23 protein-coding genes are annotated in these 25,837 nt (G+C 74.3%); 18 read left to right on the top strand and 5 right to left on the bottom strand.

Annotated elements, in window-relative coordinates; all coding sequences use genetic code 11:
* Positions 1-1,956 carry a VWA domain-containing protein gene (locus ABT006_RS05135; RefSeq protein WP_350703118.1) on the top strand — a complete coding sequence of 652 codons (1,956 nt, stop codon included), beginning with the start codon at positions 1-3 and terminating at the stop codon, positions 1,954-1,956.
* Positions 1,957-2,179: 223 nt separating this feature from the next.
* Positions 2,180-2,644 (top strand): hypothetical protein, encoded by a 465-nt coding sequence (locus ABT006_RS05130; protein WP_350703116.1) that lies wholly within the window; start codon positions 2,180-2,182, stop codon positions 2,642-2,644.
* Positions 2,645-2,790: 146 nt separating this feature from the next.
* On the opposite strand, the gene ABT006_RS05125 is transcribed toward ABT006_RS05130, so the two are convergent.
* Positions 2,791-3,762 carry a GlxA family transcriptional regulator gene (locus ABT006_RS05125; RefSeq protein ID WP_502890851.1) on the bottom strand — a complete coding sequence of 324 codons (972 nt, stop codon included), beginning with the start codon at positions 3,760-3,762 and terminating at the stop codon, positions 2,791-2,793.
* 70 nt (positions 3,763-3,832) lie between these two features.
* Between ABT006_RS05125 and ABT006_RS05120 the strand changes: the two genes are divergently transcribed.
* On the top strand, positions 3,833-5,137 hold the full coding sequence (locus tag ABT006_RS05120) for an MFS transporter (RefSeq protein ID WP_350703113.1): 1,305 nt from the start codon (positions 3,833-3,835) through the stop codon (positions 5,135-5,137).
* Positions 5,138-5,188: 51 nt separating this feature from the next.
* Here ABT006_RS05120 and ABT006_RS05115 read toward each other — a convergent pair whose 3' ends face one another.
* The gene (locus ABT006_RS05115) at positions 5,189-5,473 is read right to left on the bottom strand and encodes a DUF427 domain-containing protein (protein WP_350682980.1); all 285 of its coding nucleotides are present in this window, start codon (positions 5,471-5,473) and stop codon (positions 5,189-5,191) included.
* Between the two features lie 160 nt (positions 5,474-5,633).
* Between ABT006_RS05115 and ABT006_RS05110 the strand changes: the two genes are divergently transcribed.
* From ABT006_RS05110 to ABT006_RS05065, 10 genes are all read left to right on the top strand, one after another.
* Complete coding sequence (locus tag ABT006_RS05110) at positions 5,634-7,034, top strand: FAD-binding oxidoreductase (protein WP_350703111.1); 1,401 nt, start codon at positions 5,634-5,636, stop codon at positions 7,032-7,034.
* Positions 7,031-8,374: a class I SAM-dependent methyltransferase gene (locus tag ABT006_RS05105; RefSeq protein WP_350703109.1), complete on the top strand. Its 1,344-nt coding sequence runs from the start codon at positions 7,031-7,033 to the stop codon at positions 8,372-8,374. Before ABT006_RS05110 ends, ABT006_RS05105 begins: the two co-directional genes overlap by 4 nt.
* A gap of 88 nt (positions 8,375-8,462) precedes the next feature.
* The gene (locus ABT006_RS05100) at positions 8,463-9,020 is read left to right on the top strand and encodes a helix-turn-helix domain-containing protein (protein WP_350703108.1); all 558 of its coding nucleotides are present in this window, start codon (positions 8,463-8,465) and stop codon (positions 9,018-9,020) included.
* The gene (locus tag ABT006_RS05095) at positions 9,013-9,891 is read left to right on the top strand and encodes an SRPBCC family protein (RefSeq protein ID WP_350703106.1); all 879 of its coding nucleotides are present in this window, start codon (positions 9,013-9,015) and stop codon (positions 9,889-9,891) included. Before ABT006_RS05100 ends, ABT006_RS05095 begins: the two co-directional genes overlap by 8 nt.
* A 305-nt stretch (positions 9,892-10,196) precedes the next feature.
* Positions 10,197-11,114 (top strand): CHRD domain-containing protein, encoded by a 918-nt coding sequence (locus ABT006_RS05090; RefSeq protein WP_350703104.1) that lies wholly within the window; start codon positions 10,197-10,199, stop codon positions 11,112-11,114.
* 188 nt (positions 11,115-11,302) lie between these two features.
* Positions 11,303-12,166: a sugar phosphate isomerase/epimerase family protein gene (locus ABT006_RS05085; protein ID WP_350703102.1), complete on the top strand. Its 864-nt coding sequence runs from the start codon at positions 11,303-11,305 to the stop codon at positions 12,164-12,166.
* A 48-nt stretch (positions 12,167-12,214) separates the two neighbouring features.
* Positions 12,215-12,448, top strand: a complete 234-nt coding sequence (locus tag ABT006_RS05080; protein ID WP_350703100.1) for a zinc-ribbon domain-containing protein — start codon at positions 12,215-12,217, stop codon at positions 12,446-12,448.
* Positions 12,449-12,722: 274 nt separating this feature from the next.
* Positions 12,723-13,208 carry a hypothetical protein gene (locus ABT006_RS05075; protein ID WP_350703099.1) on the top strand — a complete coding sequence of 162 codons (486 nt, stop codon included), beginning with the start codon at positions 12,723-12,725 and terminating at the stop codon, positions 13,206-13,208.
* A gap of 112 nt (positions 13,209-13,320) precedes the next feature.
* Positions 13,321-14,433, top strand: a complete 1,113-nt coding sequence (locus ABT006_RS05070; RefSeq protein ID WP_350703097.1) for a hypothetical protein — start codon at positions 13,321-13,323, stop codon at positions 14,431-14,433.
* Positions 14,430-16,031 (top strand): hypothetical protein, encoded by a 1,602-nt coding sequence (locus ABT006_RS05065; RefSeq protein ID WP_350703095.1) that lies wholly within the window; start codon positions 14,430-14,432, stop codon positions 16,029-16,031. Before ABT006_RS05070 ends, ABT006_RS05065 begins: the two co-directional genes overlap by 4 nt.
* A 136-nt stretch (positions 16,032-16,167) precedes the next feature.
* Here ABT006_RS05065 and ABT006_RS05060 read toward each other — a convergent pair whose 3' ends face one another.
* Positions 16,168-17,103, bottom strand: coding sequence for a S41 family peptidase (locus tag ABT006_RS05060; RefSeq protein ID WP_350703093.1), 936 nt, complete (start codon positions 17,101-17,103; stop codon positions 16,168-16,170).
* A gap of 55 nt (positions 17,104-17,158) precedes the next feature.
* Between ABT006_RS05060 and ABT006_RS05055 the strand changes: the two genes are divergently transcribed.
* The 3 genes from ABT006_RS05055 to ABT006_RS05045 all read left to right on the top strand — a co-directional run bounded on the left by ABT006_RS05055 (position 17,159) and on the right by ABT006_RS05045 (position 18,861).
* A complete protein-coding gene (locus ABT006_RS05055; RefSeq protein ID WP_350703091.1) occupies positions 17,159-17,686 on the top strand; it encodes an ArsR/SmtB family transcription factor in 528 nt (175 codons plus the stop codon).
* 98 nt (positions 17,687-17,784) lie between these two features.
* On the top strand, positions 17,785-18,543 hold the full coding sequence (locus ABT006_RS05050) for a MerR family transcriptional regulator (RefSeq protein ID WP_350703089.1): 759 nt from the start codon (positions 17,785-17,787) through the stop codon (positions 18,541-18,543).
* 33 nt (positions 18,544-18,576) lie between these two features.
* Positions 18,577-18,861 carry a putative quinol monooxygenase gene (locus tag ABT006_RS05045; protein WP_350703087.1) on the top strand — a complete coding sequence of 95 codons (285 nt, stop codon included), beginning with the start codon at positions 18,577-18,579 and terminating at the stop codon, positions 18,859-18,861.
* Positions 18,862-18,963: 102 nt separating this feature from the next.
* Here the strand turns inward: ABT006_RS05045 and ABT006_RS05040 are convergent, their stop codons facing one another.
* Together ABT006_RS05040 and ABT006_RS05035 are read right to left on the bottom strand one after the other, a co-directional pair.
* Positions 18,964-20,214, bottom strand: coding sequence for a serine hydrolase (locus tag ABT006_RS05040; protein ID WP_350703085.1), 1,251 nt, complete (start codon positions 20,212-20,214; stop codon positions 18,964-18,966).
* Positions 20,215-20,292: 78 nt separating this feature from the next.
* A complete protein-coding gene (locus ABT006_RS05035) occupies positions 20,293-21,828 on the bottom strand; it encodes a gluconokinase (RefSeq protein ID WP_350703083.1) in 1,536 nt (511 codons plus the stop codon).
* Positions 21,829-22,002: 174 nt separating this feature from the next.
* Between ABT006_RS05035 and ABT006_RS05030 the strand changes: the two genes are divergently transcribed.
* On the top strand, positions 22,003-24,381 hold the full coding sequence (locus ABT006_RS05030) for an acylase (RefSeq protein WP_350703081.1): 2,379 nt from the start codon (positions 22,003-22,005) through the stop codon (positions 24,379-24,381).
* A gap of 246 nt (positions 24,382-24,627) precedes the next feature.
* On the top strand, positions 24,628-25,773 hold the full coding sequence (locus ABT006_RS05025; protein WP_350703079.1) for a DUF3761 domain-containing protein: 1,146 nt from the start codon (positions 24,628-24,630) through the stop codon (positions 25,771-25,773).
* The last annotated feature ends 64 nt before the right edge of the window (positions 25,774-25,837 follow it).

The following is a 25,837-nucleotide window of genomic DNA, read 5'->3' as shown; positions in this document are numbered from 1 at the left end:
ATGGCCGGCAACCGGTTCCGGTACGGGCAGTGGCGCGGCGGCCCCGACCCGCTCGCGCCCCCGTACGACGTGCGGGGCGCGGTGGACGCCGTCGGCGCGGAGGTGCTGGCCGGCGGCAGTCTCCGGGAGGCGTTGCGCGACCTGCTGCGCCGGGGCCCGCACGGACGCGGCGGCCTGGACGACCTGGCCGCGCGGGCGAGGCGGCTGCGCCGGGAGGCGCTGCGGCGGGGCGACCTGGACGGGGCGGTCACCCGGGCCCGGGCCCTGCTCGACCAGGCGCTCGCCGCCGAGCGGGACGAGCTGCGCGGGCGCGACGGCGACGCCGCGCGGTTCGCCGAGGCGGTGCTGGACAACCTGCCCCGCTCGACCGCCCGGGCGGTGGCGGAGCTGGCGGGCTACGGGTGGGCCAGCGACGAGGCGCGCCGGACGTACCAGCGGATCCTGGACGGGCTCCGCGACGACGTGCTGGGCCAGCGCTTCGCCGGGCTGCGGGACGCGGTGCGGGCCTCGGCGGACCCGGCCGCCCAGCGGCGGCTGGCCGAGATGATGCGCGACCTGAACGACCTGCTGGCCCGGCACGCCCGGTCCGAGGACACCACCGACGCGTTCGCCGAGTTCATGCGCCGGCACGGCGAGTTCTTCCCCGAGCAGCCGGCCGACGTCGACGAGCTGGTCGACGTGCTGGCCCGCCGGTCGGCCGCCGGGGAGCGGCTGCTGCGCTCGCTGTCCGACCGGCAGCGGGAGGAGCTGGCGGGCCTGATGCGGCAGTCGCTCGGCGACCGGCTCGCCGGGGAGTTGGCCGCGTTGGACGCCAACCTCCGTGCGCTCCGGCCCGACCTGCACGGGGGCCGTGGCGAGCGGGTGCGCGGCGACCGGCCGCTCGGCTACGGCGAGGCCGCCGGCGCGCTCGGCGAGATCGCCGAACTGGACGGGCTGCTCGACCAGCTCGACCAGGAGCACCCGGGTGCCACCCTGGACGACGTCGACGTCGACGCGGTGGCCCGGACGCTGGGCCGGGACGCCGCCGACGACGTACGCCGGCTGCGGGAGCTGGAGCGGGAACTGCGCCGGCAGGGATGGGTGAGCCGGGACGCCGACGGGTTGACCCTGAGCCCGAAGGCGCTGCGCCGGCTCGGCGGCACCGCGCTGCGGCGGGTCTTCGCCGACCTGACGGCCGGGCCGCGCGGCCAGCACGACCTGCGTTCGGCGGGCGCCGCCGGCGAGGTCAGCGGGGGCTCCCGCCCGTGGGAGTACGGCGACGAGCAGCCCCTGGACGTGGTGCGGACGCTGACCCGGGCCGTCCGTCGCGCCGGGACGGGCGTGCCGGTGCAGTTGGCCGTCGAGGATTTCGAGGTGGTGGAGACCGAGCGGCGGGCGTCGGCGGCGGTGGCGCTCTGCGTCGACCTGTCCTACTCGATGATCTCGCAGGGCCGGTGGGGCCCGATGAAGCAGACCGCGCTGGCGCTGGCGCACCTGATGGCCACCCGGTTCCCGCAGGACGCGCTGCAGATCGTCGGGTTCGGCCGGGAGGCGCTGCCACTGACCGAGCAGGAGTTGGCCGCCGTCGAGCCGGACATGCAGCAGGGCACGAACCTTCAGCACGCGCTGCGGCTGGCCGGCCGGCACCTGCGCCGGCATCCGGGCGCCGAGCCCGTGGTGCTGGTGGTGACCGACGGGGAGCCGACCGCCCACCTGGACCCGGACGGCGGGGAGGCGCTGTTCCACTGGCCGCCGCTGCCGGAGACGGTCGAGGCGACCGTCCGTGAGGTGGACCGGCTGACCCGCTGCGGCGCCACGCTCAACCTGTTCATGCTCGGCGACGACCCCGGCCTGCGCCGCTTCGTCGACGCCGTCGCCCGCCGTTCGAAGGGCCGCATGTTCACCCCCGACCTCGAGGATCTCGGCGAGTACGTCGTCTCCGACTACCTCCGCGCCCGCCAGCCCCGTCGCCGCTGACCCCGCTGATCCTGCTGGCCGGCTGGGTTGCTGGCCGATTGGTCCGCTGGCCGGGCGGCGCAGCGAAGTCGGACCGCTGGCCTGATTCCGTCCTACGGCTCAGGCTGCGCGGGCTCGACCACCAGTGTTCCTCCGGCCCCGGCCCTCGGCCTCGGCCCCCGTCCGGGTGAACCATGTGCGGGAACGCTGGGGCGGACGGCGCGGGGCGGGATTCACTGAGGGCATGGACAGCGGGGCGTTGCGAGGGGCGTACGAGGAGGTGCTCGCCGAGGTCGACGCGGGCGGGTTCGGGCCACCGCCGGCCGGGCAGCTCAGCGCCGAGCAGATCGTCGCCCACCTCGCCGCCAACGACGAGTTGATGACCGAGGCGACGGAGGCGGTCATCGCCGGTTCGCCGTTCGCGTACTACGACCTGGAGACCATCCACCGTCCGCAGGTGGACGCGCTGGTCGTCGAGTGCGGCGGGCTGGACGGGCTGGCCACCCTGCTGCGGGCCACCAGCCAGAAGCTCTGCGTGTTGACCGAGCGGCTCGGGCCGGCAGCGGAGACCCCGGTCGAGACGCACCTGCGCGAGGGCTTCGACCTGGTCGTCGACGACACCCTGCCCTGGGGCCGCACCCTCGACCTGCACACCCGCGTCCACCTCCCGAAACACCTGGCCCAACTCCGCATGCTCCGCACCCCCTGACCTGACCCGTCCCCACTCCGCGATCTTGCACTTGTCGCCCCCGACAAACCACGTGGAAGAGGGCGAATGCCGGGCCGAAAGCGCAAGATCGCGGGGCGCGGGGAGGGCGCGGGGAGGGAGGGGCGAGGGCGAGGGAAGGGCGAGGGTCAGGGGTGGTGGAAGGTGCGGCGGTAGGTCGACGGGGTCACGCCGATGCGCTGGTGCAACTGTTGCCGGAGCGCCGCGGCGGTGCCGAAGCCGGACCGTCGGGCGACCTGGTCGACGGTGAGGTCGGTCGTCTCCAGCAGTAGCCGGGCGTGGTCGGTGCGCTGCTGGAGCAGCCACTGCGCCGGGCTCATCCCGGTCTCGGAGCGGAAGCGCCGGGTGAAGGTCCGCACGCTCATCCGGGCCTGCCCGGCCAGGTCGCGCAGGCTGACCGGCTCGTGCAGCCGATGGCGGGCCCACTCCCGCGCCCCGGCCGTGCCCGCGTCCGCCGTCTTCGGCACGGGGCGCTCGATGTACTGGGCCTGGCCGCCGTCGCGCCACGGCGGGACCACGCAACGCCGGGCCGCCCGGTTGGCCACCTCGCTGCCGTGGTCGGTGCGGATGACGTGCAGGCAGAGGTCGATCCCGGCGGCCACCCCGGCCGAGGTGAGCACCCGGTCGTCGGCGATGAAGAGCACGTCCGGGTCGAGGTCCACAGCCGGGTGGAGCCGCCGGAAACGGTCGGCGTACGCCCAGTGGGTGGTGGCCCGCCGGTCGTCGAGCAGCCCGGCCGCGGCCAGCACGAACGCCCCGGTGCAGATGGACATGATCCGGGCACCCCGTGCGTACGCCCCGCGCAGCGCGTCCGCCACCGCCGGGTCGAGCGTCCCGTCGCGCATCGGTGGCCCGCCGTGGATGCCGGGGACGACCACCGTGTCGGCGGCCTCCAGCAGTTCCAGCCCGTGGTCGGGGAGCACCTGGTAGCCGGCGGTGCTGCGCACCGGGAGGGCGCCCGCGGTGCAGGTGTCGACCAGGTAGAGCGGCACGTCGTCGGCGTCGCGCGCGGTGCCGAAGACCTGGGCGGGGGTGCCGAGGTCGAGGCCGACGACCTGGTCGGTGGCGAGCACGGCGATTCGGTGCGGGCGGACGGTCATGGCCCGATTATTGCGCATGATGGCTTTCCGGCCACTCGTCGTCGGCCGCCCCGATCCGCAGACTCGACCCGTGACCCGACCTCGTCGCCTGCACCCGGCCTGGACCGTCGCCGCCGTCGCGTTCGTCGCGCTGGTCGGCGCGGCGGGCTTCCGCGCCACCCCCTCGGTGCTGCTGCATCCGCTGCACGCCGAGTTCCGCTGGCCGCTGGCCACCATCTCCGCCGCGGTCTCGGTCAACCTGCTGCTCTACGGGCTCACCGCGCCGTTCGCCGCCGCGCTGATGGACCGGTTCGGCATCCGGCGGGTGGTCACCGGCGCGCTGCTGACGGTCGCGGCGGGCAGCGGGCTGACCGTCTTCATGACCGCGAGCTGGCAACTCGTCCTGTGCTGGGGCGTGCTCGTCGGGCTCGGCACCGGGTCGATGGCGCTGGCCTTCGTGGCGACCGTCACCGGGCGCTGGTTCGTGCGCCGCCGTGGCCTGGTCACCGGCGTGCTCACCGCCGGCGGCGCGACCGGCCAGCTCGTCTTCCTCCCGCTGGTCGCCATGCTCGTCGACGCGCATGGCTGGCGGGCGGCGGCGCTCGTGGTCGCCGGGGCGGCGGTGGCGGTCGTACCGCTGGTGGTGTGGCTGCTGCGCGAGTACCCGGCGGATCTCGGCCTGCCCGCCTACGGCGCGGCCGAGGTCGTGCCCCCGACGCCGCCGGCGGGCGGGGCGGCGTCGCGGGCCGTCGGCGCGCTGGCGCAGGCGGCCCGGACGCGGCCGTTCTGGCTGCTGGCCGGCGGCTTCGCGATCTGCGGCGCGACCACCAACGGGCTGGTCGGCACGCACTTCGTGCCGGCCGCGCACGACCACGGGATGCCGCAGACCACCGCCGCCGGGCTGCTGGCGCTGGTCGGGCTCTTCGACATCGTCGGCACGGTCGCCTCGGGTTGGCTGACCGACCGGGTGGACAGCCGGCTGCTGCTGGGCGCCTACTACGCGCTGCGCGGCGGCTCCCTGCTGGTGCTGCCGGGGCTCTTCGCGGCCACGGCCGAGCCGAGCATGCTGGTCTTCATCGTCTTCTACGGGCTGGACTGGGTCGCCACGGTGCCGCCCACGGTGGCGCTGTGCCGGGAGTACTTCGGCGCGTCCGGCGCGGTGGTCTTCGGCTGGGTCTTCGCCGCGCACCAGGTCGGCGCGGCCGTCGCCGCCACCGGGGCGGGGCTGGTCCGGGACCGGCTCGGCGACTACGCGCCGGCCTGGTACGCGGCGGGGGCGCTGTCGATCGGCGCGGCCGTGCTGTCGCTGCTGCTGCGCCGCCGCCGCGAGGTGCCGCCCGCGCCGGCCCCGGCGGTCGCCGCCGGGGGCCGGCGGGCGTGGAGCTACCGGGACTGACGGTCGGCCGACCGTCCACCGCTGCTCCGGCCGCCGGTGCGGGCGGGTGGCTCAGTCGACGACCCGGACGTCCTTCCAGAACGCGACCCGGTCGCGGACCATCTCCGCCTCCGCCTTCGGGTCGGGGTAGTACCAGACGGCGTCGGGGCTGGTCCGCCCGTCGTGGACGAGCGTGTAGTAGGAGGCGGTGCCCTTCCACGGGCAGACGGTGTGCGTGTCGGACTCCCGGATCAGGTCGTCGCGCAGGGCGGTACGTGGGAAGTAGTGGTTCCCCTCCACCAGCACGGTGTCGTCGCTCTCGGCCACGACCACGTCGTTCCACACAGCTTTCGGCATGGCTCCCACGCTATGCCGCCGGGACCCGCGCGGCCACGCGGTCGTCGGTCCGGAACCGCCGGATCCACCGCCCCGAGGGGCGACGGCGCGGCGGTCGCGGCGCGAAACGGCCACCGTGGACATCCCACAGGGAAGAGCGGCGGGAGCGTACAGTGATCTCATGTGCGCGGCGCGTGTGGATCATCACCCGGTCGACCACGACGGCGCGGTGGCCCAGCTGCGACGGTCGTACGCGGCGGTGCCCGCGGGCGAACCGGTCCGGCTCGCCAAACGCACCTCCAACCTGTTCCGCCCCCGATCCGCCCCCCGCGTGCCGGGGCTAGACGTCAGCGGGCTCACCGGCGTGCTCGATGTGGACCCGGTGGCCCGCACCGCCGACGTGCAGGGCATGTGCACCTACGAGGACCTGGTCGACGCGACCCTGCCGCACGGGCTGATGCCGCTGGTGGTACCGCAGTTGCGCACCATCACCCTCGGCGGGGCGGTCACCGGGCTCGGCATCGAGTCGACCTCGTTCCGCAACGGGCTGCCGCACGAGTCGGTGGTGGAGCTGGACGTGCTCACCGGGTCCGGCGACGTCGTCACGGCCCGCCCGGAGGGCGAGCACGCCGACCTCTTCGCGGCCTTCCCCAACTCGCTCGGCAGCCTCGGCTACGCCACCCGGCTGCGCATCGAGCTGCAGCCGGTACGCCGCTTCGTGGCCCTGCGCAACGTCCGGTTCACCCGGCTGGAGGCCCTCACCGACGCGGTCGCCGAGGTCACCGCGACCCGCTCCTGGGCGGGCGAGGCCGTGGACGCGATGGACGGGGTGATGTTCAGCCCCGGCGAGGCGTACCTGGTGCTCGGCGCCTTCACCGACGACGCCCCGCACGTCAGCGACTACACGGGTCAGGACATCTACTACCGGTCGTTGCGCCGGCGCACAGGCGACGCCCTGACCACGTACGACTATCTCTGGCGCTGGGACACCGACTGGTTCTGGTGCTCGGCGGCGTTCGGCGTGCAGCACCCCGTGGTCCGGCGGATCTGGCCGGCGCGGTGGCGGCGCAGCGACGTCTACCACCGGCTGGTCCGGTTGGAGCACCGGCACGGCGTGGCCGCCCGGATCGACCGGCTGCGCGGCCAGCCGGCGCGCGAGCGGGTGGTGCAGGACGTGGAGATCCCGCTGGACCGGACGGCGGAGTTCCTGCGCTGGTTCGCGAAGGCCGTGGGGATGACCCCGGTCTGGCTGTGCCCGCTGCGGCTGCGCGAGCCGGCCGGCCCGGAATCGGCCCGCGCCTGGCCGCTGTATCCCCTCCGGCCGGGGCAGGACTATGTGAACATCGGCTTCTGGGGGAGCGTGCCGATCGCGGGCGGCGCCGCCGACGGCGACGTCAACCGGGTGATCGAGCGAATGGTGTCGGAGCTGGGCGGGCACAAGTCGCTCTACTCCGACGCGTACTACGACCGGGAATCCTTCGACCGGCTCTACGGCGGCGCGACGTGGCGCGCGGTGAAGGACCGCTACGACCCGGACCACCGGCTCACGGGACTGTACGAGAAGGCGGTAGCACGAAGATGAGCCTGACCGATCGAGACCAGGGAGCGGCGAGCGCTCCCGCCTCCCCGCCGGCGGGGGGCCGACGCCCGGGCCCGAGCGTGGCGGACGTCGTCCGCGCGTTGACCACCGGGGGCCTTCCGGTGCGGGTCACCGGGTACGACGGCAGCGCGGTGGGCCCGGCCGACGCCGGGATCACCCTGTCGATCCGTTCCGAGCGGGGCCTGACCTACCTGCTCACCGCCCCTGGCGACCTGGGCATGGCCCGGGCTTACGTCAGCGGCGACCTGGCGTTGCAGGGCGTGCACCCGGGCGACCCGTACGAGGCGCTGCGGGTGCTCAAGGACGAGCTGCGGCTGCGTACGCCCCCGCTGGCCGAGGCGCTGGCCCTGGTGCGCGGGCTGGGCTGGGAGCGGCTGATGCCGCCGCCGCCCCCGCCGCAGGAGGCGCAGCCGCGCTGGAAGCGGCTGGTCAACGGACTGCGGCACTCCCGGGTCAGGGACAGCACGGCGATCTCCCACCACTACGACGTCTCGAACGCCTTCTACGAGAAGGTGCTCGGCCCGTCGATGACGTACACCTGCGCGGTCTTCCGCTCGCCCGACGACACGCTGGAGCAGGCCCAGGCGGCCAAGTACGACCTGGTGGCGCAGAAGCTCGCGCTCAAGGCCGGGATGCGGCTGCTCGACGTGGGCTGCGGGTGGGGCGGCATGGTCCGGCACGCGGCCCGCGAGTACGGCGTCAGGGCGCTCGGGGTGACCCTGTCCCGGTCGCAGGCCGAGTGGGCCCGGGCGGCGATCGAGCGGGAGGGGCTGACCGGCCTGGCGGAGGTGCGCCACCTCGACTACCGGGACGCGCCGCGCGAGCAGTTCGACGCGGTCTCCTCGATCGGGCTGACCGAGCACATCGGGGTGCGCAACTACCCGGCCTACTTCGCCGCGCTGCGGGACCGGCTGCGGCCGGACGGGCGGCTGCTCAACCACTGCATCACGCGGGCCGACAACCACGCGCCGCACCGCTCGGGCGCGTTCATCGACCGGTACGTCTTCCCCGACGGCGAGCTGGCCGGCCCGGGGCGGGTGATCAGCGAGATCCACGACGTCGGGCTGGAGGTGCAGCACGAGGAGAACCTGCGCCGGCACTACGCGCTGACGCTGGCCGGCTGGTGCCGCAACCTCGTGGAGCACTGGGACTTCTGCGTCTCCGAGGTGGGGCCGGGCACGGCCCGGGTGTGGGGCCTCTACATGGCCGGCTCCCGGCTGGCGTTCGAGCGTAACGGCATCCAGCTGCACCAGGTGCTGGCCACCCGCAACGGCCCGGAGGGGGCGAGCGGCTATCCGCTGCGCCCCGACTGGCTGCCCTGATCCGGACGAAAGCCGCGCCGACCCGGCCGGCGCGGCTTTCGTCGAACCCGTTGACAAACAAATTTTGTACGTACAAACTGATTTTGCCATGAGAGATGTCCTGTACCTGGAGCAGATGGAGCAGGCCGAGGCCCTGCTCAAGCCGCAGCGCGTCGAGGTGCTGCGGCAACTGGCCGAGCCGCGCACCTGCACCGAGGTCGCCGCCCGGCTGGAGCAGACGCCGCAGCGCGTCTACTACCACGTCAAGCAGCTCGTCGCCGCCGGGCTGGCCGAGCAGGTCAGCGAGCGCAAGGTCCGCGGCATCACGGAGGGCATCTACCAGGCCGCCGCCCGGTCCTACTGGCTGTCGCCCCGGCTCGTCGGCCGGATCGGCCTGCGCCGGGCCCGCGACGAGCTGAGCCTCGGCTACCTGCTGGACCTGATGGAGGAGGTCCAGGCCGACATCGCCGGGCTGGACCGCGCCGCCCCCGAACTCCCCTCGGTGGGGGTGGCCGGCGAGATCCGGGTGCCGGCGGAGCAACGCCAGCAGTTCCTGCACGACCTGCAGACGACTCTGCGGGACCTTTTCACACGCTACGGGGGCGCCGAGGGCGACGCCTTCAAGCTCGCCGTGGCCTGTTATCCGAAGGGGAAAGACCGTGAGTGAACCGATGAAGCTGCCCGCCCGCCTCGCCGCGCCGATCGCGACCGTCCGCCGCGCCCTGACCGACCCGGCCGAGTTGCGCGTCTGGCTCGCCGAGCACGCCGAGGTCGAGCTGCCGCACCGGTACGAGTTCTGGGGCCGGCACACCCCCGAGGGCGACGCGCCGCACCAGCGGCTGCTGCACGTCGACGACAACACGCTGCGCTTCGCCTGGCTGCTCGACGGGGTCGAGACCACCACCGAGTTCGACCTGCGCGCCGAGGGGCCCGACAGCACCGTCCTGACGCTGGTCCAGAGCCACTTCGACTTCGCCGAGGCGATGAGCGGCAGCACCATCCGCGGAGTCCTGCAGACCTTCTGGAGCCTGTCCATCGCCAACCTGGCCGCCCACCTGGAGGGCGCCCCGCTGCTGCCGAAGGTCGACTTCACCTCCGCCGAGCTGCGCGGCGAGCTGCTGATCGACGCGCCGATGGCCAAGGTGTACGAGTCGCTGACCGACTCCGAGCAGGCCAGCGCCTGGTTCGGCTACCCGATCGGCATCGAGCCCTGGGTCGGCGGCCGTTACGCGATGGGTGGCTTCGAGGCCGGCTACGCCGCCAAGGTCGTCGACCTGGAGCCCGGCCGCAGGGTGTCGGTCGACTGGGGGCCGACCGGTGTCAGCACCTGGGAGCTGGCCGAGTCGCAGGGGAAGACGAAGCTGACCTTCGTGCAGTCCGGCTTCGACGAGCAGAACCCGCCGTACGGGGCCTGGGCCGGGTCGCTCTCGGGGCTGTTCGAGCTGCGCCGCTTCCACGAGATGAAGGACTGGCAGCCCATCTGGCTTCCGGCCGAGGTGCCGGGCCTGGAGCCGGAGGTCGCTCAGGCGACGAGCTGAGCCCGGGAGCAGGAGCCCCCTGTCACCCCATCGGGGTGCAGGGGGCTCTTGCCTGTCCAAGCGCCGCAGAGCCGGTGTAGGCGGTCCACAGGTCGCGAAAGTCTCTCACGGTCGGATCGGGGAAGCCGCGACGGCATATGGGGAATATGGGACAATTTCACCATAGGGGCGCCTGCTCAGCCTGAGCCGTCGGCATCGTGACTCCGTTCTCGGCTGAACGGCGCCTTCCGCCTGCGCCTCCGACGGATCGGTCGACGGCCGTCCGCGAGCTTGGGCCAGGCATCGCCTAGGAAGGAGCAGCAGTGATGGTGGGACGTACTCGACTGTGGGCAGTTGCGGTGGCGGCCGGCGCGGCGGTGGCGGCGGTCGCCGCCGGAAACGCCGCCATGGGCGACGGACGGGACGACTCGCGCGACAAGCACGAGTCGCGCGAGTCGCAGAACTCGTGGGACTGGGACGACTCGCGGCGCGGTGAGGACACCGTGCGGGCGAAGCTCAGCGGCTACCAGGAGGACCCGCTCACGATCTCCACGCCCGGTTCGGGCCGGTTCGAGGCGCACATCGACGAACGGAACAAGGAGATCAAATGGCGGCTGAGCTACGACGACCTGAAAGACGTCGAGCAGGCGCACATCCACTTCGGAGGAAGACACCAGAGCGGCGGTATCGCCGCCTTCCTCTGCTCGAACCTCAAGGACGCGAAGGGTGGCGCGCCACAGGGCGTCCAGGCCTGCCCTCCCGCCCCAGCCAAGATCGAGGGGACCATCCGGCCCGCTGACGTGGTGGGCCCCGCCGACCAGGGCATCGAGCCCGGGGAGTTCGACGAGCTTGTCGACGCGATCGAGGCCGGCGTCACGTACGCCAACGTGCACACCAAGAAGTACCCGAAGGGCGAGATCCGGGGCCAGATCAAGAGCGACGAGCGGGACCACGACAAGCGTGACGACTGGGGTCGCGACGAGGAGCGTGACGAGTGGGGCCAGGACAAGGGTGACGACTGGGGCCACGACAAGCGTGACGATTCGGGTCGCGACGAGGAGCGTGACGAGTGGGGCCAGGACAAGGGTGACGACTGGGGCCACGACAAGCGCGACGATTCGGGTCGCGACGAGGAGCGTGACGAGTGGGGCCAGGACAAGGGTGACGACTGGGGCCACGACAAGCGCGACGACTCCGGCGAGCAGAAGCGCGACGACTGGGACCGGCAGATGAGCGACGCCTGACAGCGACGTACTCATCGTCGGCCGTCGTGCCTGTGCGAGCCTGCCGTCGCGGCGGGCGGGCCACGGGACCGGCAGGGGCATCCGCTCGTTCTCGACGAGCGGATGCCCCGGTGTCGGCCGGTCGTGGCGCCCTCACGATCATCTACAGTCGACGGAATCCGTCGACTGTGGAGGGTGAGAGGGCGGGCATGAAGATCGGCATCAACACGTGGGCGTGGGTCGCGCCGCTGACCGACGAGGCGCTCGCCCGGCTCGCCCCACGGATCAAGGCCTGGGGCTTCGACGCCGTCGAGCTGCCCATCCAGGCCCCGGGCGACTGGGACCCCACGGTGGCCGCGGAGCTGCTCGCCGGGCTGGACCTGGCCCCCGCCGTCTGCGCCGGCCTGCTGCCCGACCACGACCTGCTCGCCGACGACGAGCAGGTCGTGCGGCTCACCGAGGACTTCGTCCGGCACTGCCTGCGGGCCGCGGACCAGGTGGGGGCCGCCGTCGTGGCCGGCCCGCTCTACGCGCCGGCCGGTCGGACCTGGCTGCTCGACCCGGACGCGCGACGCGCCACCACGGCGCGCCTCGTGGACCGGCTCCGGCCGCTGGCCGCCGAGGCCGCCGAGCGGGGCGTGACGATCGCCCTCGAACCGCTCAACCGGTTCGAGACCAGCCTGCTCAACACCGTCGAGCAGGCGTTGGAGGTGGTCGACGGGATCGACGGCCTGGGACTCGCGCTGGACACCTTCCACCTGAACATCGAGGAACGCGACCTGCCGGCGGCCATCCGGACGGCCGGTGACCGGCTCGCCCACGTGCAGGTGTGCGGCAACGACCGCGGCGCGCCCGGCGGGGACCACCTCGACTGGCCGGCGATGCTGGCCGCCCTCGCGGACATCGACTACTCCGGCCAGCTGAGCATCGAGTCGTTCACGGCGCCGGCCCTGGCCGTGCCGATGTCCGTGTGGCGCCCGCTCGCCACCGGCCCCGACGCGCTCGCCGTCGAGGGATTGGCCTTCCTGCGCGGGCTGCCGGCCGTACCGTCCGCCGGGAATTCCCGCTCCTGACGCCGGTCGGGGGGTGATTGCGGGCCCGGCAGTGGGTACTGCCGGGCGATGTTCTTCATCTTCGGGCTCCGCACCAAGGTCAGCCGGTCGGGCGTGGTGCGGCAGGTCTGCCGCAACTGCGGCAACCACGCCGCCCAGGTGATCACCCGCCGGTCGACGAAGTTCAGCCTGTTCTTCGTCCCGATCATCCCGGTCCGCACCCGCTACGTGCAGCAGTGCACCTTCTGCGGCGCCCAGTACGACATCGCCAAGTCCGACGCCCAGCGCCTCGCGGTCGGCTGAGCCCACCGATGGCCCGCTTCCTCTGCTGGCTGATCGGCCGGCAACCCGCCGCGCCCGCCCCGGCGCCCGTGCACACCGTCTCCCGGCCGCCCTGCACCCCGGGACGCCGCCGGCGTCGCCGAGACCGCCGCCCGACGGCCGGCACCGCCCTGCCCCGCTCGCCCTGGAACCGCTCCTCCGGCCGTTGACCGCCACGTGACCCGTGGGCGTCGGCGTCAGCCGGCCCGACAGCGCGCGCCCCGGCTCACGTGCCGGGGCGTGCCAGGATGTGGCGATGTCGTATCCCCCTCACCCGTCGTACCCGCCGGGGCCGGGCGCGGTCACCCCGCTGGTCGCGTACCCCCACCCGATCCCGCCGCCCCCGGGCCACGCCGTGCTGGCCGTCTCGGTCAACCGCGGGCCGTACCTCGTCCCCGCCCCCTCGACCAGCAAGTTCAAGGTCGACCGCCAGGCCGTTCCGATTCCCGGCGAGGGCACCTGGCACGTGGCCGTCCCGGCGGGCCCGCACGACGTCCGCTACACAGACTTCATGGGCGTTCCCGTGATGACCACCGCGCTCGTCGCCCATCCCGGCGCGGTGCACCACCTGTCGTTCCGCTTCGGCGGATGGCGCAACCGCGTCCACGACGGGCAGGGCACCGACGTGACGAAGTTCGGGATGTGGTCGAACTACAGCATCCTGCTGGTCATCCTCCTCGTGCTCGGCGTGGTCTGCTGCGGCGGCTCCGCGCTCCTGGCCGGTCTCTCCGGCACGGCCTGACCGGGCTCCGGCTCGGTCAGGCCGGGCACGCGCGCACCGGGCGGCGTCCCGCGCTCCTCCCGCCGGGGCGTCGCCCGGCGCGACCGGCGGGGACCGCCTATCGTGGCGGATCGTGACGAGCAGCGAGGAGCGACTGGCGGCGATCCGCGGCGGTGTGCCACCCAGGCGGCACAACGCCCGCACCATCGCCGCGCTGACCGGCAACCCGGGCTGCACCCGGCGGGCCGTGCTGGACGGCGCCGGGGTGGACAAGCCGAAGCTGGCCGAGCGGATCGGTTTCCCCGCCCGGTTCGGGCAGTCCCGGTTCGCCATCACCCGCGGCAACGCCTTCGAGGCGCAGGTCAAGGCCGACGGCGGGGCCGAGCTGCTGCGGCTGGTCGCCGAGCGGTTGGGCGTACCGGTGCCGGCGGCGGCGACCTGGACGGACCTCGGCGACGGCGTCGAGGACGACACGGCGGCCCGGCACCGGCGCTCCGCCGAGCTGCTGACCGGGGCCACGCCCGGCGACGGGACGGGCGACGCCGCCGCGCTGTTCGACCATCCCCTGCTCGGCCTGGACGTCGCCGGCCGCCGGGTGCACCTGGAGCCGGACCTGGTCGCCGCCCGGCTCGCCGGCCGGTTCCACGTGGTCGAGATCAAGTCGTTCCCGGTGGTCGACGGTCAGGCCGACGCGGCCAAGGTGTCCGCCGCCGCGACCCAGGCCGCCGTCTACGTGCTGGCCCTGCGCGAGCTGCTCGCTTCCGCCGGCCACGACCCCGAGCTGGTGTCGCACGACGTGGTGCTGGTCTGCCCGCGGGACTTCGCCAACCAGCCGGTGGCCAGCCTGGTCGACGTGCGCAAGCAGTTGCTGGTGCTGCGCCGGCAGCTCGACCGGATGGCCCGGCTCGACGCGCTGCTGGCCGCCGTGCCCGAGGACTTCACCGCCGACCTGGCCGCCGAGCCCGCGGCGCTGCTCGCCGCGCTGTCCGGGGTGGAGGCCCGCTACGCGCCGGAGTGCCTGGCGGCCTGCGAGCTGGCGTACTTCTGCCGGCACGAGGCGCGCGGCCACAGCGGGGCGCTGGGCCGGCCGGTCCGGGAGGCGCTGGGCGGGATCGCGGACGTCGACGAGGTGCTGGCGCTGGCCGCCGGTGAGCGCACGCCGGACCCGGGGCAGGAGGAGGCCGCCGCGCTGCTGCGGGCCGCCGCCCGGCTGCGCGCCGACGCCCTCGCCGGGACCTCCGCATGAGTACGCTCCGCGCGCTCGCCAGGGCGCAGGCGCTCGCCGCCGGGGTGGCCCAGCCGGTGGCGACCGTCCGGCACCTGCACCTGGCCGAGCGCCCGCTGGTGCTGGTGCCGCTGGCGATGGCCGGCGAGGCGAACGCCCCGCTGGCGGCGCTGGTCGGCGACGCGCCCGACGCGGCGCGGCTGCTGATCGTGCCGCAGCCCCGCAACCGCGACCAGCGATACCGGTTCGCCGCCGAACTGGCCGCGACCGTGCTGCCGTACCTGGACGGGTTCCGGGGGGTCGCCGAGGCGGTGCCGATCGACCGGGGAAAGGACGTGCGGTACCGGTACGTCGACGCCCCGCAGCTGCTGGTGCCGAACCCCGCCGGGGTGACCTTCCTGCGGCTGCTCGGCCGCTCCACCCGCTTCCGCCGCCCCGACGGCGAGTACCCGGTGCACCCGTCGGTGCCGGTGCTCGGGCGCTGGCTGACCTTCTTCGCCGAGCGGGCCGAGCATCCCGGCTCGTCGGCGCTGGTGGCGATGACCGACGCGCTGACCCTGCACTGGGCCACCGGGCAGAGCGTGGTGGAGGACCTGCACCTGCCGGCGCTGCTCGGCTGGATCGACCCGCCGGCCGGGCTCACCGGGCCCGAGGCGGCGGCCCGGGCCGAGGACCCGGCGCTCTGCCCGCCCGCCGGTCCGGCCACCGACCCCGACTTCGACAACCACCGCCTCGCCCCGGCCATCGCCGCGTACGCCGCCGCCGAGGACGACGCGGAGGCGCGCGCCGGGGCGTACGCGGAGCTGGAGCGGCTGCTGCGCGACCAGCTCGTGCCCACCTGGGAGCTGATGTGGCGCGGCGTGGGGTTGCTGCGCGGCCTGCCGCCGGGGGCCCGGGTGGCCGGCCGGTGGGACGGCGACAAGGACGCCTTCACCGGGTACGCCGAGCACGTCGACGCGGGTGGCCCGCCGCAGCCCCGCCGCGACGGGGCGGTGGCCGCCGCCCAGCGGCTGCACCGGCTGGAACGGGCCCTGACCTCGTACGCCGTCCAGCGAGCCTACGACGACCCGCTGGTGATGGCGGAGCACCGGCTGACCGGCGAGGCGTTCGTGGGCGAGGTGATCCTGGCCGACCCGAAGCGGGTGGACGACACCGGGAAGCGGCCGGTGCTGCGTCCCCGCGTCCAGGTCGTCACCACCGAGCCGGTGCCGATGCCGGTCGGCGCCACGCTGTACTCGCCGGCCCGGCCGGCGCAGAAGGCCAAAGTGGTCTTCGTGACCCCGGCGGCGGACGGCAAGACCGAGGTGGTGCTGGAACTCTCCGGCGGGATGGGCCGGGGGCTGACGGCCCCGCCGGGCACCGTGCCCGAGGTGGGGGAGCGGCTCTGCTACACCACCCTGTCGGACTCCTTCATGCCGGCGGGGACCTTCCCTGCCGTCGAGGAGACCCCGTGGACCCACGGGGGCCCACCGGTCCCCGCGCCGGCGCCCGCGCCGCCCGGCCCCGGCCCGGCCCTTGCGCCTGGGTCGCACGGCCCCGCCTCGGGCTCCACCGACCGCGCGGTCGCGGCGGCCTCTTCGTCCGACGTGTACGGCGACCCCGACGAGGAGTGGGCCTGACCGGCCCGACGCGTCGGTCTCCCGCCCGCCCGGACCCAGGCTGGGCTCCCGCCACCGGTCCAGCGCCAGCTGACCGGAACTTGCCGCCACTCTCCGTTGCCCTCGTGCGTGGCGTGACGCTGCATGACGACGGGTGTTAGGTCGCGATGGGTGATGGTGGGGCGGCGCGCAGGACGGTCCGATGGGCGGCGTCGAGCGCCTCGGCCGCGGGCACCTCGACGTCCGGAACGACGCCCGTGCCCTCCCAGTTGGTGCCGGAGACCGGGTTGACCGGGCTGGCGACCGGCACCGAGAGGTGCAGGTGCGGGTGGACGGGGAACCCCGTCCGGGGGTGGGCGCCGCCCCCGGTCCGCTCTCCGACGACCGTGGCCCGGCCGTGCTGCTGAAGCGCGTAGGCGAGCGACTCGCCCCCGGAGAAGGTCGTCGCGCTGGTCAGGACGGCCAGCGGCCGGTCGCCGCCGAAGCGGGCTCCGGCCAGCGGCGCGGGGCTCCAGAACTGACGGTCGGGCAGGTGGCGTTGGCGCATGGTGTAGAGCTGTGTCGGGCGGTCGAAGAGGTGCCCGCAGACCAGCGCCTCCATCTCCGGGTCGCCGCCGATCGTCTCGCGCAGGTCGATGATCAGGGCGTCGGCGTCGGCGACCAGGCGCAGCGCGGCGGTCATCGCCTCCCCGGCCAGGGCGGGGGAGAACAGCGCGGGCTCGATCCGCAGCAGGCCGACGTTGTCGGGCAGCCGCTCCACCCGGTGGATGCCGCCCAGGCTGGCCCGGGCCATCCCGGGCAGCCCGTCGGCGAGCGGATCCCCGCCGTCCTCCGGCAGCGGCCGGTCGTGGAATCTCACCCCCAGGTGGCGGTCGCCGTTGATCGACTGGAGCGTCCGGGTGAGCGTGTCGGCGAGCGTCGACCAGGACCGTGCCTGCCGGTGCCGGTCGGTCTCCGCCCGCAGGAGCCCGGCGAGCCGGGCTGCGACGTCGGCGAAGACGTAGTGCTCGCCGACCAGTTGGGCCGTGCGCTCGACGACCTCGGTGATCTCGATCTGTGATGCGGGTTGTTCCCGTGTGTCGAGGCTTGTCATGTCCGCAGTAGAGCAGCGCTTTGACAAAGCGTCAAGAGACGTAGACACTTTAGTCATGACGCCGACGCCCGCGGAGCAGCCGCTCGACGATTTGCTGGAGGTCACCACCCCGGCGCAGTTCAAGGCGCTCGGGCACCCGCTGCGGCAGCGGCTGCTCTTCGCGCTCGGGCAGCGCCCCGCCACCATCAGCCAACTCGCGGCGGCGCTCGGCGCGGCCAAGGGCAACGTGGCCCACCACCTCAAGGTGCTGCGCGACGCCGGCATGGTCCGCGTCGCCCACACCCGCCAGGTCCGTGGCGGCACCGAGCAGTACTACCAGCGCAGCGCCCGACGGATGCGCGTGGCACCCGGCCACGCCGCCGCGACCGCCGCGATGCTCGGGGCGGTCGCCGAGGAGGTCTCCGCGGCGCCAGGCGAGCCGCTGCTGCACCTGCGCCACCTGCGCCTCACCGCGGCCCAGGCCGAACGGCTCGGCGCCGCGCTCAGCGAGCTGCTCGACACCGCCGAGGACGCCGGCGAGGGCGAGGAGCGCTACGGCGTGCTGGTCAGCCTCTACCGGCAGACCCCGCCGCCACCGGCCTGACCGGTCCCGCCGGCTGGACGTCGCCCGCGGGTCCAGAATCGGGCTTGACCCTCACGTAACGGCAGGCGGGAGCCTCGTTGGCGGAAGGGAGGGAAACCATGGCGTACACGGTGGGACAGGTGGCGAAGTCGGCCGGGGTGACCGTGCGGACGCTGCACCACTACGACGAGATCGGATTGCTCTCGCCCAGTGGCCGCAGCGGCACGGGCTACCGGCGCTACGACGACGCCGACCTGGAGCGGTTGCAGCACATCCGTTACTACCGGGAGCTGGGGTTCCCGCTGGAGGAGATCGCCGCGATCCTCAACGACCCGGCGAGTGACCCGGCGGCGCACCTGCGCCGCCAGCACGAGCTGCTGACCGTACGGATCAAGAGGCTCCAGGAGATGGTCACGGCGATCGAGTTCGCGATGGAGGCGAGCAAGTTGAACATTCCACTGACCCCGCAGGAGCGGTTCGAGGTCTTCGGCGACTTCGACCCGGACGCGCACGCCGAGGAGGCCGAGCAGCGGTGGGGCGGCACCGAGGCGTACCGGGAGTCGAACCGGCGCGTGTCCCGCTACACCAAGGACGACTGGCTGCGGAACAAGGCCGAGAACGAGGACTGGGGGCGGCGGTTCGTCGAGGTGATGTCCTCCGGCGCGCCGGCGGACAGCCCGGCGGCGATGGAGCTGGCCGAGGAGCACCGGCAGATCATCAGCCGCTGGTTCTACGAGTGCTCGTACGAGGTCCACACGGGGCTGGCCGACATGTACGTGGCGGACGAGCGGTTCACCGCGTACTTCGAGAGGATCAGGACGGGGATGGCGGCGTACCTGAGCGAGGCCATCCACGCCAACGCGATCAGCCGCGCCTGATCGTGCGGTCCGTCCGCTCCCTGGAGGTACCCAGTGCTCATCGTCGCCGGCAGTCTCTACGTCGACCCTGACCAGCGGGACACCTACCTCGCCGACTGCGTCGAGGTCGTCCGGCAGGCGCGGTCCGCGCCGGGCTGCGTCGACTTCGCGATCAGCGCCGACCTGGTCGAGCCGGGCCGGATCAACGTCTACGAGCGCTGGGAGTCCGACGCGCAGCTGCTGGCCTTCCGGGGTGCGGGGCCGGCCGGGGAGCAGGCGGTGGCGATCCGTGGCGCCGAGGTGCACCGGTACCGCATCTCCGGCGTCGAGGCTCCCTGACCGGGTCGGCCGGACGCAGCTGCGGCGGCCGACCCCGGAGACGGCCGGGTTCGGCCGGCCGCGCCCGGCTGACCCGCGCGGCCCCGCCGGCCGGAGCGGGGCTCACCGCCCCTCGGCGACGTAGTCGTAGACGGTGCGGGCGAGGCGGCGGACCACCTCGTCGCCGGTGGCGATCGGGCCGGAGGTGAGGAACGCGACCGCGACCTCGGAGCCGGGGATCAGGTAGTACCCCACGTCGTGCGAGGCGTCCGGCAGGTCGCCGGTCTTGTGGGCGACCGGGACGCCGGGCGGCAGCGCGGCGGGGATCTTGGTGTTCAGGGTCTGCCGCCGCATGAAGTCGATCAGCAGGTCCCGGGAGCCGGGCGTGAGGATCTGCGCGTCCCAGACCGCGCCGAGCAGCGAGACGACGTCGTCCGGGCTGGTGTAGTTCTCCTCGCCCCGCCGGGCGGCGTCCTCGTCGAGGAACTTGCGGGCCAGGATGGTCTGCCACTGGTTCATCGAGTCCGCCAGGGCGTTGACCGGCCCGAACCCGCGCAGGTAGCCGATCAGCACGTTCGCGGCGGTGTTGTCGCTGTAGACGATCGTGTACTCGGCGAGCCGACGCAGGCTCACCACCTGCGGGAACGTCTCGTGCTGGAGCTCGCCCGTGCCGTCGACCACGTCGGCCGGGGTGACCAGCACGCCCTCGTCCAGCGACACCTGGCCGCAGTCGACCCGGCGCAGCAGCTCCACGAGGATCCACAGCTTGATCACGCTGGCCGCCTTCGGCCGGAACGTGCCGTTCACCGCGACCTGCTGGTCGCCGTACCGGCCGGAGAGGTCGCGGACCGCGACGCCGGCCGGGTTGGTGCCGGCCGTGGCGTCGACCACCTGCCGGAGCCGGTCGGTCAGCGGCAGCAGCCGGCGGCCGGCGACCGGATCGGTGGGCGGCGGAGGGTCGGTGACCACCGGGCCGGCCAGCCGCTGCGGCCGGGCGCCGGGGCGGGCCACCTCCAGGAAGCCCCACCGGCGGCCGACGAGCGGGACCTCGTAGGCGTAGGTCGTACCGTCGAGGGTCAGCGCGCCGCGCGCGGACCGGCCGACGACCCGCATCTCCGGGTCGGTGGCGCGGCCGGTGTCGCCGTCGCAGGCCCGGTAGCGCACGGTGCGCGTGCCGGTGTCCACCGAGAACACCCCGCCGGGGAAGGGCAGCCAGGCCGCCGTGCTGGCCGGCGCGTGCCCGGGACCCGGCTCGGGCCCGCCGCCGTCCGCCGCCGCCGGCCCCGCCGCCAGCGCCAGCAGGGTGACGACCGCCAGCGGTACGCGCACCGCGCCCAGCAAGGAAGATGAGCGCCTCTTGTCGGTTTTCCTCACGTTTGTACGATATGGAGGCGGACTGGGTGGCCGGCATCGCGCCCAGCGGTGTCACCCGTCCGGGGGCGCGGGCGGTGGCTACCGCGGCGGCGGTTCCGGCGGCAGGCCCGGGGCGAGCCGGCGCAGCGAGGTGAACGTGGGGACCAGCGCGTTGTACAGCTCGGAGAACAGCGGCAGCAGGGCGGCGTACGTGGCGGCGGCGGCCGGGTCGGGGCGGACGGTCTCCCCGATGTGCACCAGGTCGGCGGCGACGTCGACGGAGGCGACCAGCCCCAGCGCCTCCATGCCGAGCAGCGCCGCCCCGAAACTGGAGCCCTCGCGCTCGACGGGGAAGCGCACCGGCATGCCGAGCACGTCGGCGAGCATCTGCCGCCACAGCGGGCTGCGGGCGAACCCGCCGCTGGCCCGGATCTCGAGCACCTCGTTGCCGGCGGCCCGCACCGAGGCCAGCACCAGCGCCAACTGCTGGCAGACCCCCTCCAGCCCGGCCCGCACCAGGTGGGCGCGGCGGTGCCCGTGGGTCAGCCCCACGTACGCGCCGCGTGGCAGCGCGCTCCAGTGCGGCGCCCGCTCGCTCAACAGGTACGGCAGCATGATCAACCCGCCGGAGCCGACCGGGGCCTCGGCGGCCACCGCCAGCAGCTCCTGCTCGGCGTGCTCGCCCAGCTCCGGGGCGAGCGCGTCGCCGGCCCAGTCGAGCACGATGCCGCCGTTGTTGATCGCGCCCCCGACCACCCAGCGCTGCTCGGTCAGCGCGTAGCAGAACACCCCGCCGAGCGGGTCCACGCCGGGGCGTTCCACCATCACCCGCATCGCGCCGCTGGTGCCGATCGTGCAGGCCATGACGCCCGGGGCGACCGCGCCGAGCCCGAGGTTGGCCAGCGGGCCGTCCCCCGCGCCGACGACCACCTTCGTGTCGGGCGGCAGCCCGGTCGCGGCGGCCGCCTCGGCGGTGAGCCCCGGCAGCACGGTGGTGGTGGACACCAGCTCGGGCAGTTGCTGCTCGGTGATCCCGGCGACGCCGAGCGCCTCGGAGTCCCAGGAGAGCTGCTGGATGTCCATCAGGCCGGTGGCCGAGGCGACCGAGTGGTCGGTCACCAGCTCCTCGCACAGCCGCAGCAGGATCCAGTCCTTGATGCCCACCCAGTACGCCACCCGCCCGAACAGCTGCGGATCCTGCTCGGCGAACCAGAGCAGCTTGGGCAGCGGCGCCATCGGATGGACCGGGGTGCCGGTGCGGCGGTGCAGCGCCAGCCCGGACGGGACCGCCCGCAGCCGTTCGGCCTGCCGGCTGGCCCGGGAGTCGGCCCAGGTGAGCGACGGGGTGAGCGGATGGCCGTCGGCGTCCAGCCCGATCAGGCTGTGCATCGCGGTGCTGAACGCCAGCCCGGCGATCGGCCGGCCCAGCTTCGCCACGGCCCCGCGGATCGACTCCAGCACCGCCGTGTGGATGCGGTGCGGATCCTGCTCGGCCCAGCCGGGGTGCGGCTCGTCGAGCGGGTAGCCGACCGAGTGGTGCACGAGCTGGTTGCCGTCGACGTCGTACGCGACCGCCTTGGTGCTGGTGGTGCCGATGTCGACGCCGACCACGACGGCGGGGAGCGGCTCGCTCACCGACTCCACCCCCTCGCTGACCCTGGGTGCCGCCGACGTTACCCAGCATCCGGGCGGCCCGTAGGGGGAACAACCCGTTTCCCGGTCGGGTCTTCCCCGGCGCCCCCGCCCGGCACGAGAATGCCCATCAGCGTGAATGTCCTGCACGTTCACCACGACGGGGAGGAAGACACGATGAGGTTGAAGCCGGCCGGCGCGGTGCTCACCGCACTCGCCACGGTCGTCACCACGGTGGTCACCGGCGTCCCGCCGGCCGCCGCGCAGCACGGCGACGGCGGCTACTCCGCGGAGATCCGCCGGGCGTCGTACGGCGTCCCCCACATCACCGCCCGCGACTTCGCCTCCCTCGGCTTCGGCGTCGGTTACGCCCAGGCCGAGGACAACATCTGCGTCATCGCCGAGAAGATGGTCACGGTCGGCGCCGAGCGGTCCCGCTTCTTCGGCGCGACCGGCCCGACGGACGCGAACGTGCGCAGCGACCTGTTCTTCCGCAAGGCCATCGACGAGCGCACCGCCGAGCGGCTGCTCCAGGGGCCGCGTGACGGCGTGCACTCCCCGTCGGACGAGGTCCGCGACCAGATCCGCGGCTTCGTCGCCGGCTACAACCACTACCTGCGCCGCACCGGCGCGGCGAACCTCACCGACCCGGCGTGCCGGGCGAAGCCGTGGGTGCGCCCGCTAACCGAGCTGGACGTCTGGCGCGCGAGCTGGGCCAGCATGGTCCGGGCCAGCTCGCGGGCGGTGCTCGACGGGATCGTCGCCGCCGCCCCGCCGACGGCGACCGGCCCGGCCGCCGCCCTGGACGCGCCGGGCGCGGCGGCGGTGGTCGCCTCCGCCGACGGCGCGCCCGCCGGGGTGGGCAGCAACGCGTACGGGCTGGGCGCGCAGGCCACCACGAACGGCGGCGGGATGGTGCTGGCCAACCCGCACTTCCCGTGGGAGGGCGCCGAGCGCTTCTACCGGATGCACCTCAAGGTCCCCGGCCGCTACGACGTGGAGGGCGCGGCGCTGGTCGGCGACCCGATCGTCGAGATCGGGCACAACGGCACCCTCGCCTGGAGCCACACCGTCTCCACCGCCCGCCGCTTCGTCTGGCACCGGCTCGCGCTGGTCCCCGGCGACCCCACCTCGTACTACGTGGACGGTCGGCCCCGGAAGATGACCACCCGCACCGTCACCGTGCGGGTGCCCGGCCCGGGCGGCGGGACGGTGCCGGTCAGCCGCACCTTCCACGACACCCACTTCGGGCCGGTGGTCGTGGTCCCCGGCACGTTCGACTGGACCGCCACCAGCGCGTACGCGATCACCGACGCCAACGCGACCAACAACCGCGCGTTCGACGGCTGGCTCCAGATGGGCCGGGCGAAGACGGTGCGGGAGCTGAAGCGGGTGCTCGACCGGCACCAGTTCCTGCCCTGGGTGAACGTGATCGCCGCCGACGCCCGCGGCGAGGCGCTCTACGCCGACCACTCGGTGGTGCCCCGGGTCACCCACGAGCTGGCCGCCGCCTGCATCCCCGCGCCGTTCCAGCCGCTCTACGCCGCCAGCGGCCAGGCCGTCCTCGACGGCTCCCGGTCGGCCTGCGCGCTCGGCCGGGACCCCGACGCGGCCGTGCCCGGCATCCTCGGCCCGGCCAACCTGCCGGTCCGCATCCGCGCCGACTACGTGACCAACTCCAACGACAGCCACTGGCTGGCCAACCCGGAGGCGCCGCTGGAGGGCTACCCGCGCATCATCGGCAACGAGCGCACCGAGCGCAGCCTGCGCACCCGGCTCGGCGTGGAGCAGGTGCGGGGGCGGCTCGCCGGCACCGACGGGCTGCCGGGACGGGGCTACACCACGTCCCGGCTCTGGCAGACCGTCTTCGGCAACCGCGCGTACGGCGGCGAACTCGTCCGCGACGACCTGGTGGGGCTGTGCACCGCGCACCCCACCGCGACCGCCTCGGACGGGACCACGGTCGACCTGCGCGACGCCTGCGCGGCGCTGAGGGGCTGGGACCTGCACGTCGACCTGGACAGCCGGGGCGCGCACCTGTTCACCGAGTTCGCCCTGTCCGGCGGCATCCGCTTCGCCGACGCGTTCGACGCCGCCGACCCGGTGCGCACCCCGAGCCGGCTGAACACCGCCGACCCGCGCGTGCTCACCGCGCTCGCCGACGCGGTCCGCAGGCTCGCCGGCATCCCGCTCGACGCGCGCCTCGGCGACGTCCAGACCGAGCCGCGCGGCGACGGGCGCATCCCGATCCACGGCGGGCGCGCCGAGGCCGGCGTCTTCAACATGATCATCAGCCCGCTGGCGCCCGGTGTCGGCTACCCCAAGGTGGTGCACGGCTCGTCGTTCGTGATGGCCGTCGAGCTGGACCGGAACGGCCCGTCGGGGCGGCAGATCCTCACCTACTCGCAGTCGAGCAACCCGAACTCCCCCTGGTACGGCGACCAGACCCGGCTCTACTCGGGCAAGGGCTGGGACACGATCAAGTACACGGAGGCGCAGATCAAGGCCGACCCCAACCTGCGCACCTACCGGGTGGGGGAGGGCCACCGCCACTGACCCGTCCCCGCGCCGCGTCTCGCGCCCGCCGGATCACCCGGATCCGGCGGGCGCGAGGCCGGGTGTCGGCGCGACCGCCCGGCGACACGCCCGACGGGTGCGGTTCGGCCCGCCGAAACCCACCTATCGTCCGATTTGGTCCGCCGTTCGGCCATTTTGCCCCGCTGCGTCGTGTCCGCGCCGGCCGTTGTCACCGTTGACACGGGTGACACCCCGGTTGGTGGCCTGCGCGGCGAAGGAGTCGGCGTGGCAAAGACTGATTCGACGGGTTCCACGTGGCGGTACCGGTGGGCGCACCGGCAGAACGAAATGCTGCGGCGCGAGTTCCGTGGCGCCGAGCGGGCATGGCGACGACGCGACGACGAACTGCGCCGCCTGCGTACCCTCGCCGAGGAGTTCCACGGCTCGACCGCCGCGGGCGCGGGGCTGCCCCTGGAGCTGGCCCCCGAGGAGGTGGTCTTCTGGGTGCTGCCGGCCGCGCAACTGGTGGAGGTCCGGCACACCGCCGTGCTGCCCGCGCCGGACCTGACAATCGCCCCGGAGGCCGCCCCGCTGCGCGCTCGCAGGCCCGACGGCGTCCGTGTCGCCGACGCCGGGATGGCGGTGATCACCAACCGTCGGCTCGTGCTGCTCGGCGGGCGCGGCCGGCGCGACTGGGCGTACGGGAAGATGACCGGCCTGGCCCACGACCCGCACGCGCCGGTCACCCTGATGCAGGTGCTGGACCGGCGGCGCACCTCCGGGCTGATGCTCCCCGCCGACGTCGCCGCCGACTTCCGGTTCAAGCTGACGCTGGCCTTCGCCGACGCCATCGAGCAGCGCGGCGCGGTGCTCGACCAGCTCGACGAGGCGATCGCCGCGCACGCGCAGCTCAAGCCGTTCCGGCCGGTGATCGCCACCCCCGGGCAGGCCCGGCCTTTCGCGTTCGTGCCCGGCGGCCGGCGCACCGTGGCCGTCGCCGCCGGCATCGCCCTGCTGGTGCCCGCCGCGCTGCTCGACACCGACCCCGCCGACCCGACCGGCTCCGAGGTCGCCGTCGCGGCCACCCCCGCGCCCAGCGGCACCGCCGCCCCGAAGATCGTGCCGCCCGTCGCCCCGCCGAAGGCGGCGAGGGTGTCCGCGCCGCGCCGCGACACCACGTCGCCCTCGCCGACGCCCGCCCGGGAGCGGCGGTGCGGCGCCCCCGCCAACCCGATGGGGTACGACTTCTGCGGCGGCAACCGCATCCGCAAGCCGGCGTCGGAGATCTGCGACTGGTTCGACTGCGTCCCCGAGTTCTGGGCCGGGCGGGGCTACCTGGTGCAGTGCCGCGACGGCTCGGTCAGCCTCACCGGCGGGCGGCGCGACGCCTGCGCCGAGCACGATGGGGTGCGCCGCACGGTCTGGAGCTGACACCTCGGCGGGTGTGGCGCGGCCTGCGGCTCGGCCCCGCTGCTCAGCTCAGGCGCCGCAGGAG

It is taken from the genome of Micromonospora sp. NPDC002717, assembly GCF_040295705.1.
GTDB lineage: Bacteria > Actinomycetota > Actinomycetes > Mycobacteriales > Micromonosporaceae > Micromonospora.
The sequence above is the reverse complement of the archived record's forward strand: the minus strand, read 5'-3'. Positions and strand labels throughout refer to the sequence as shown.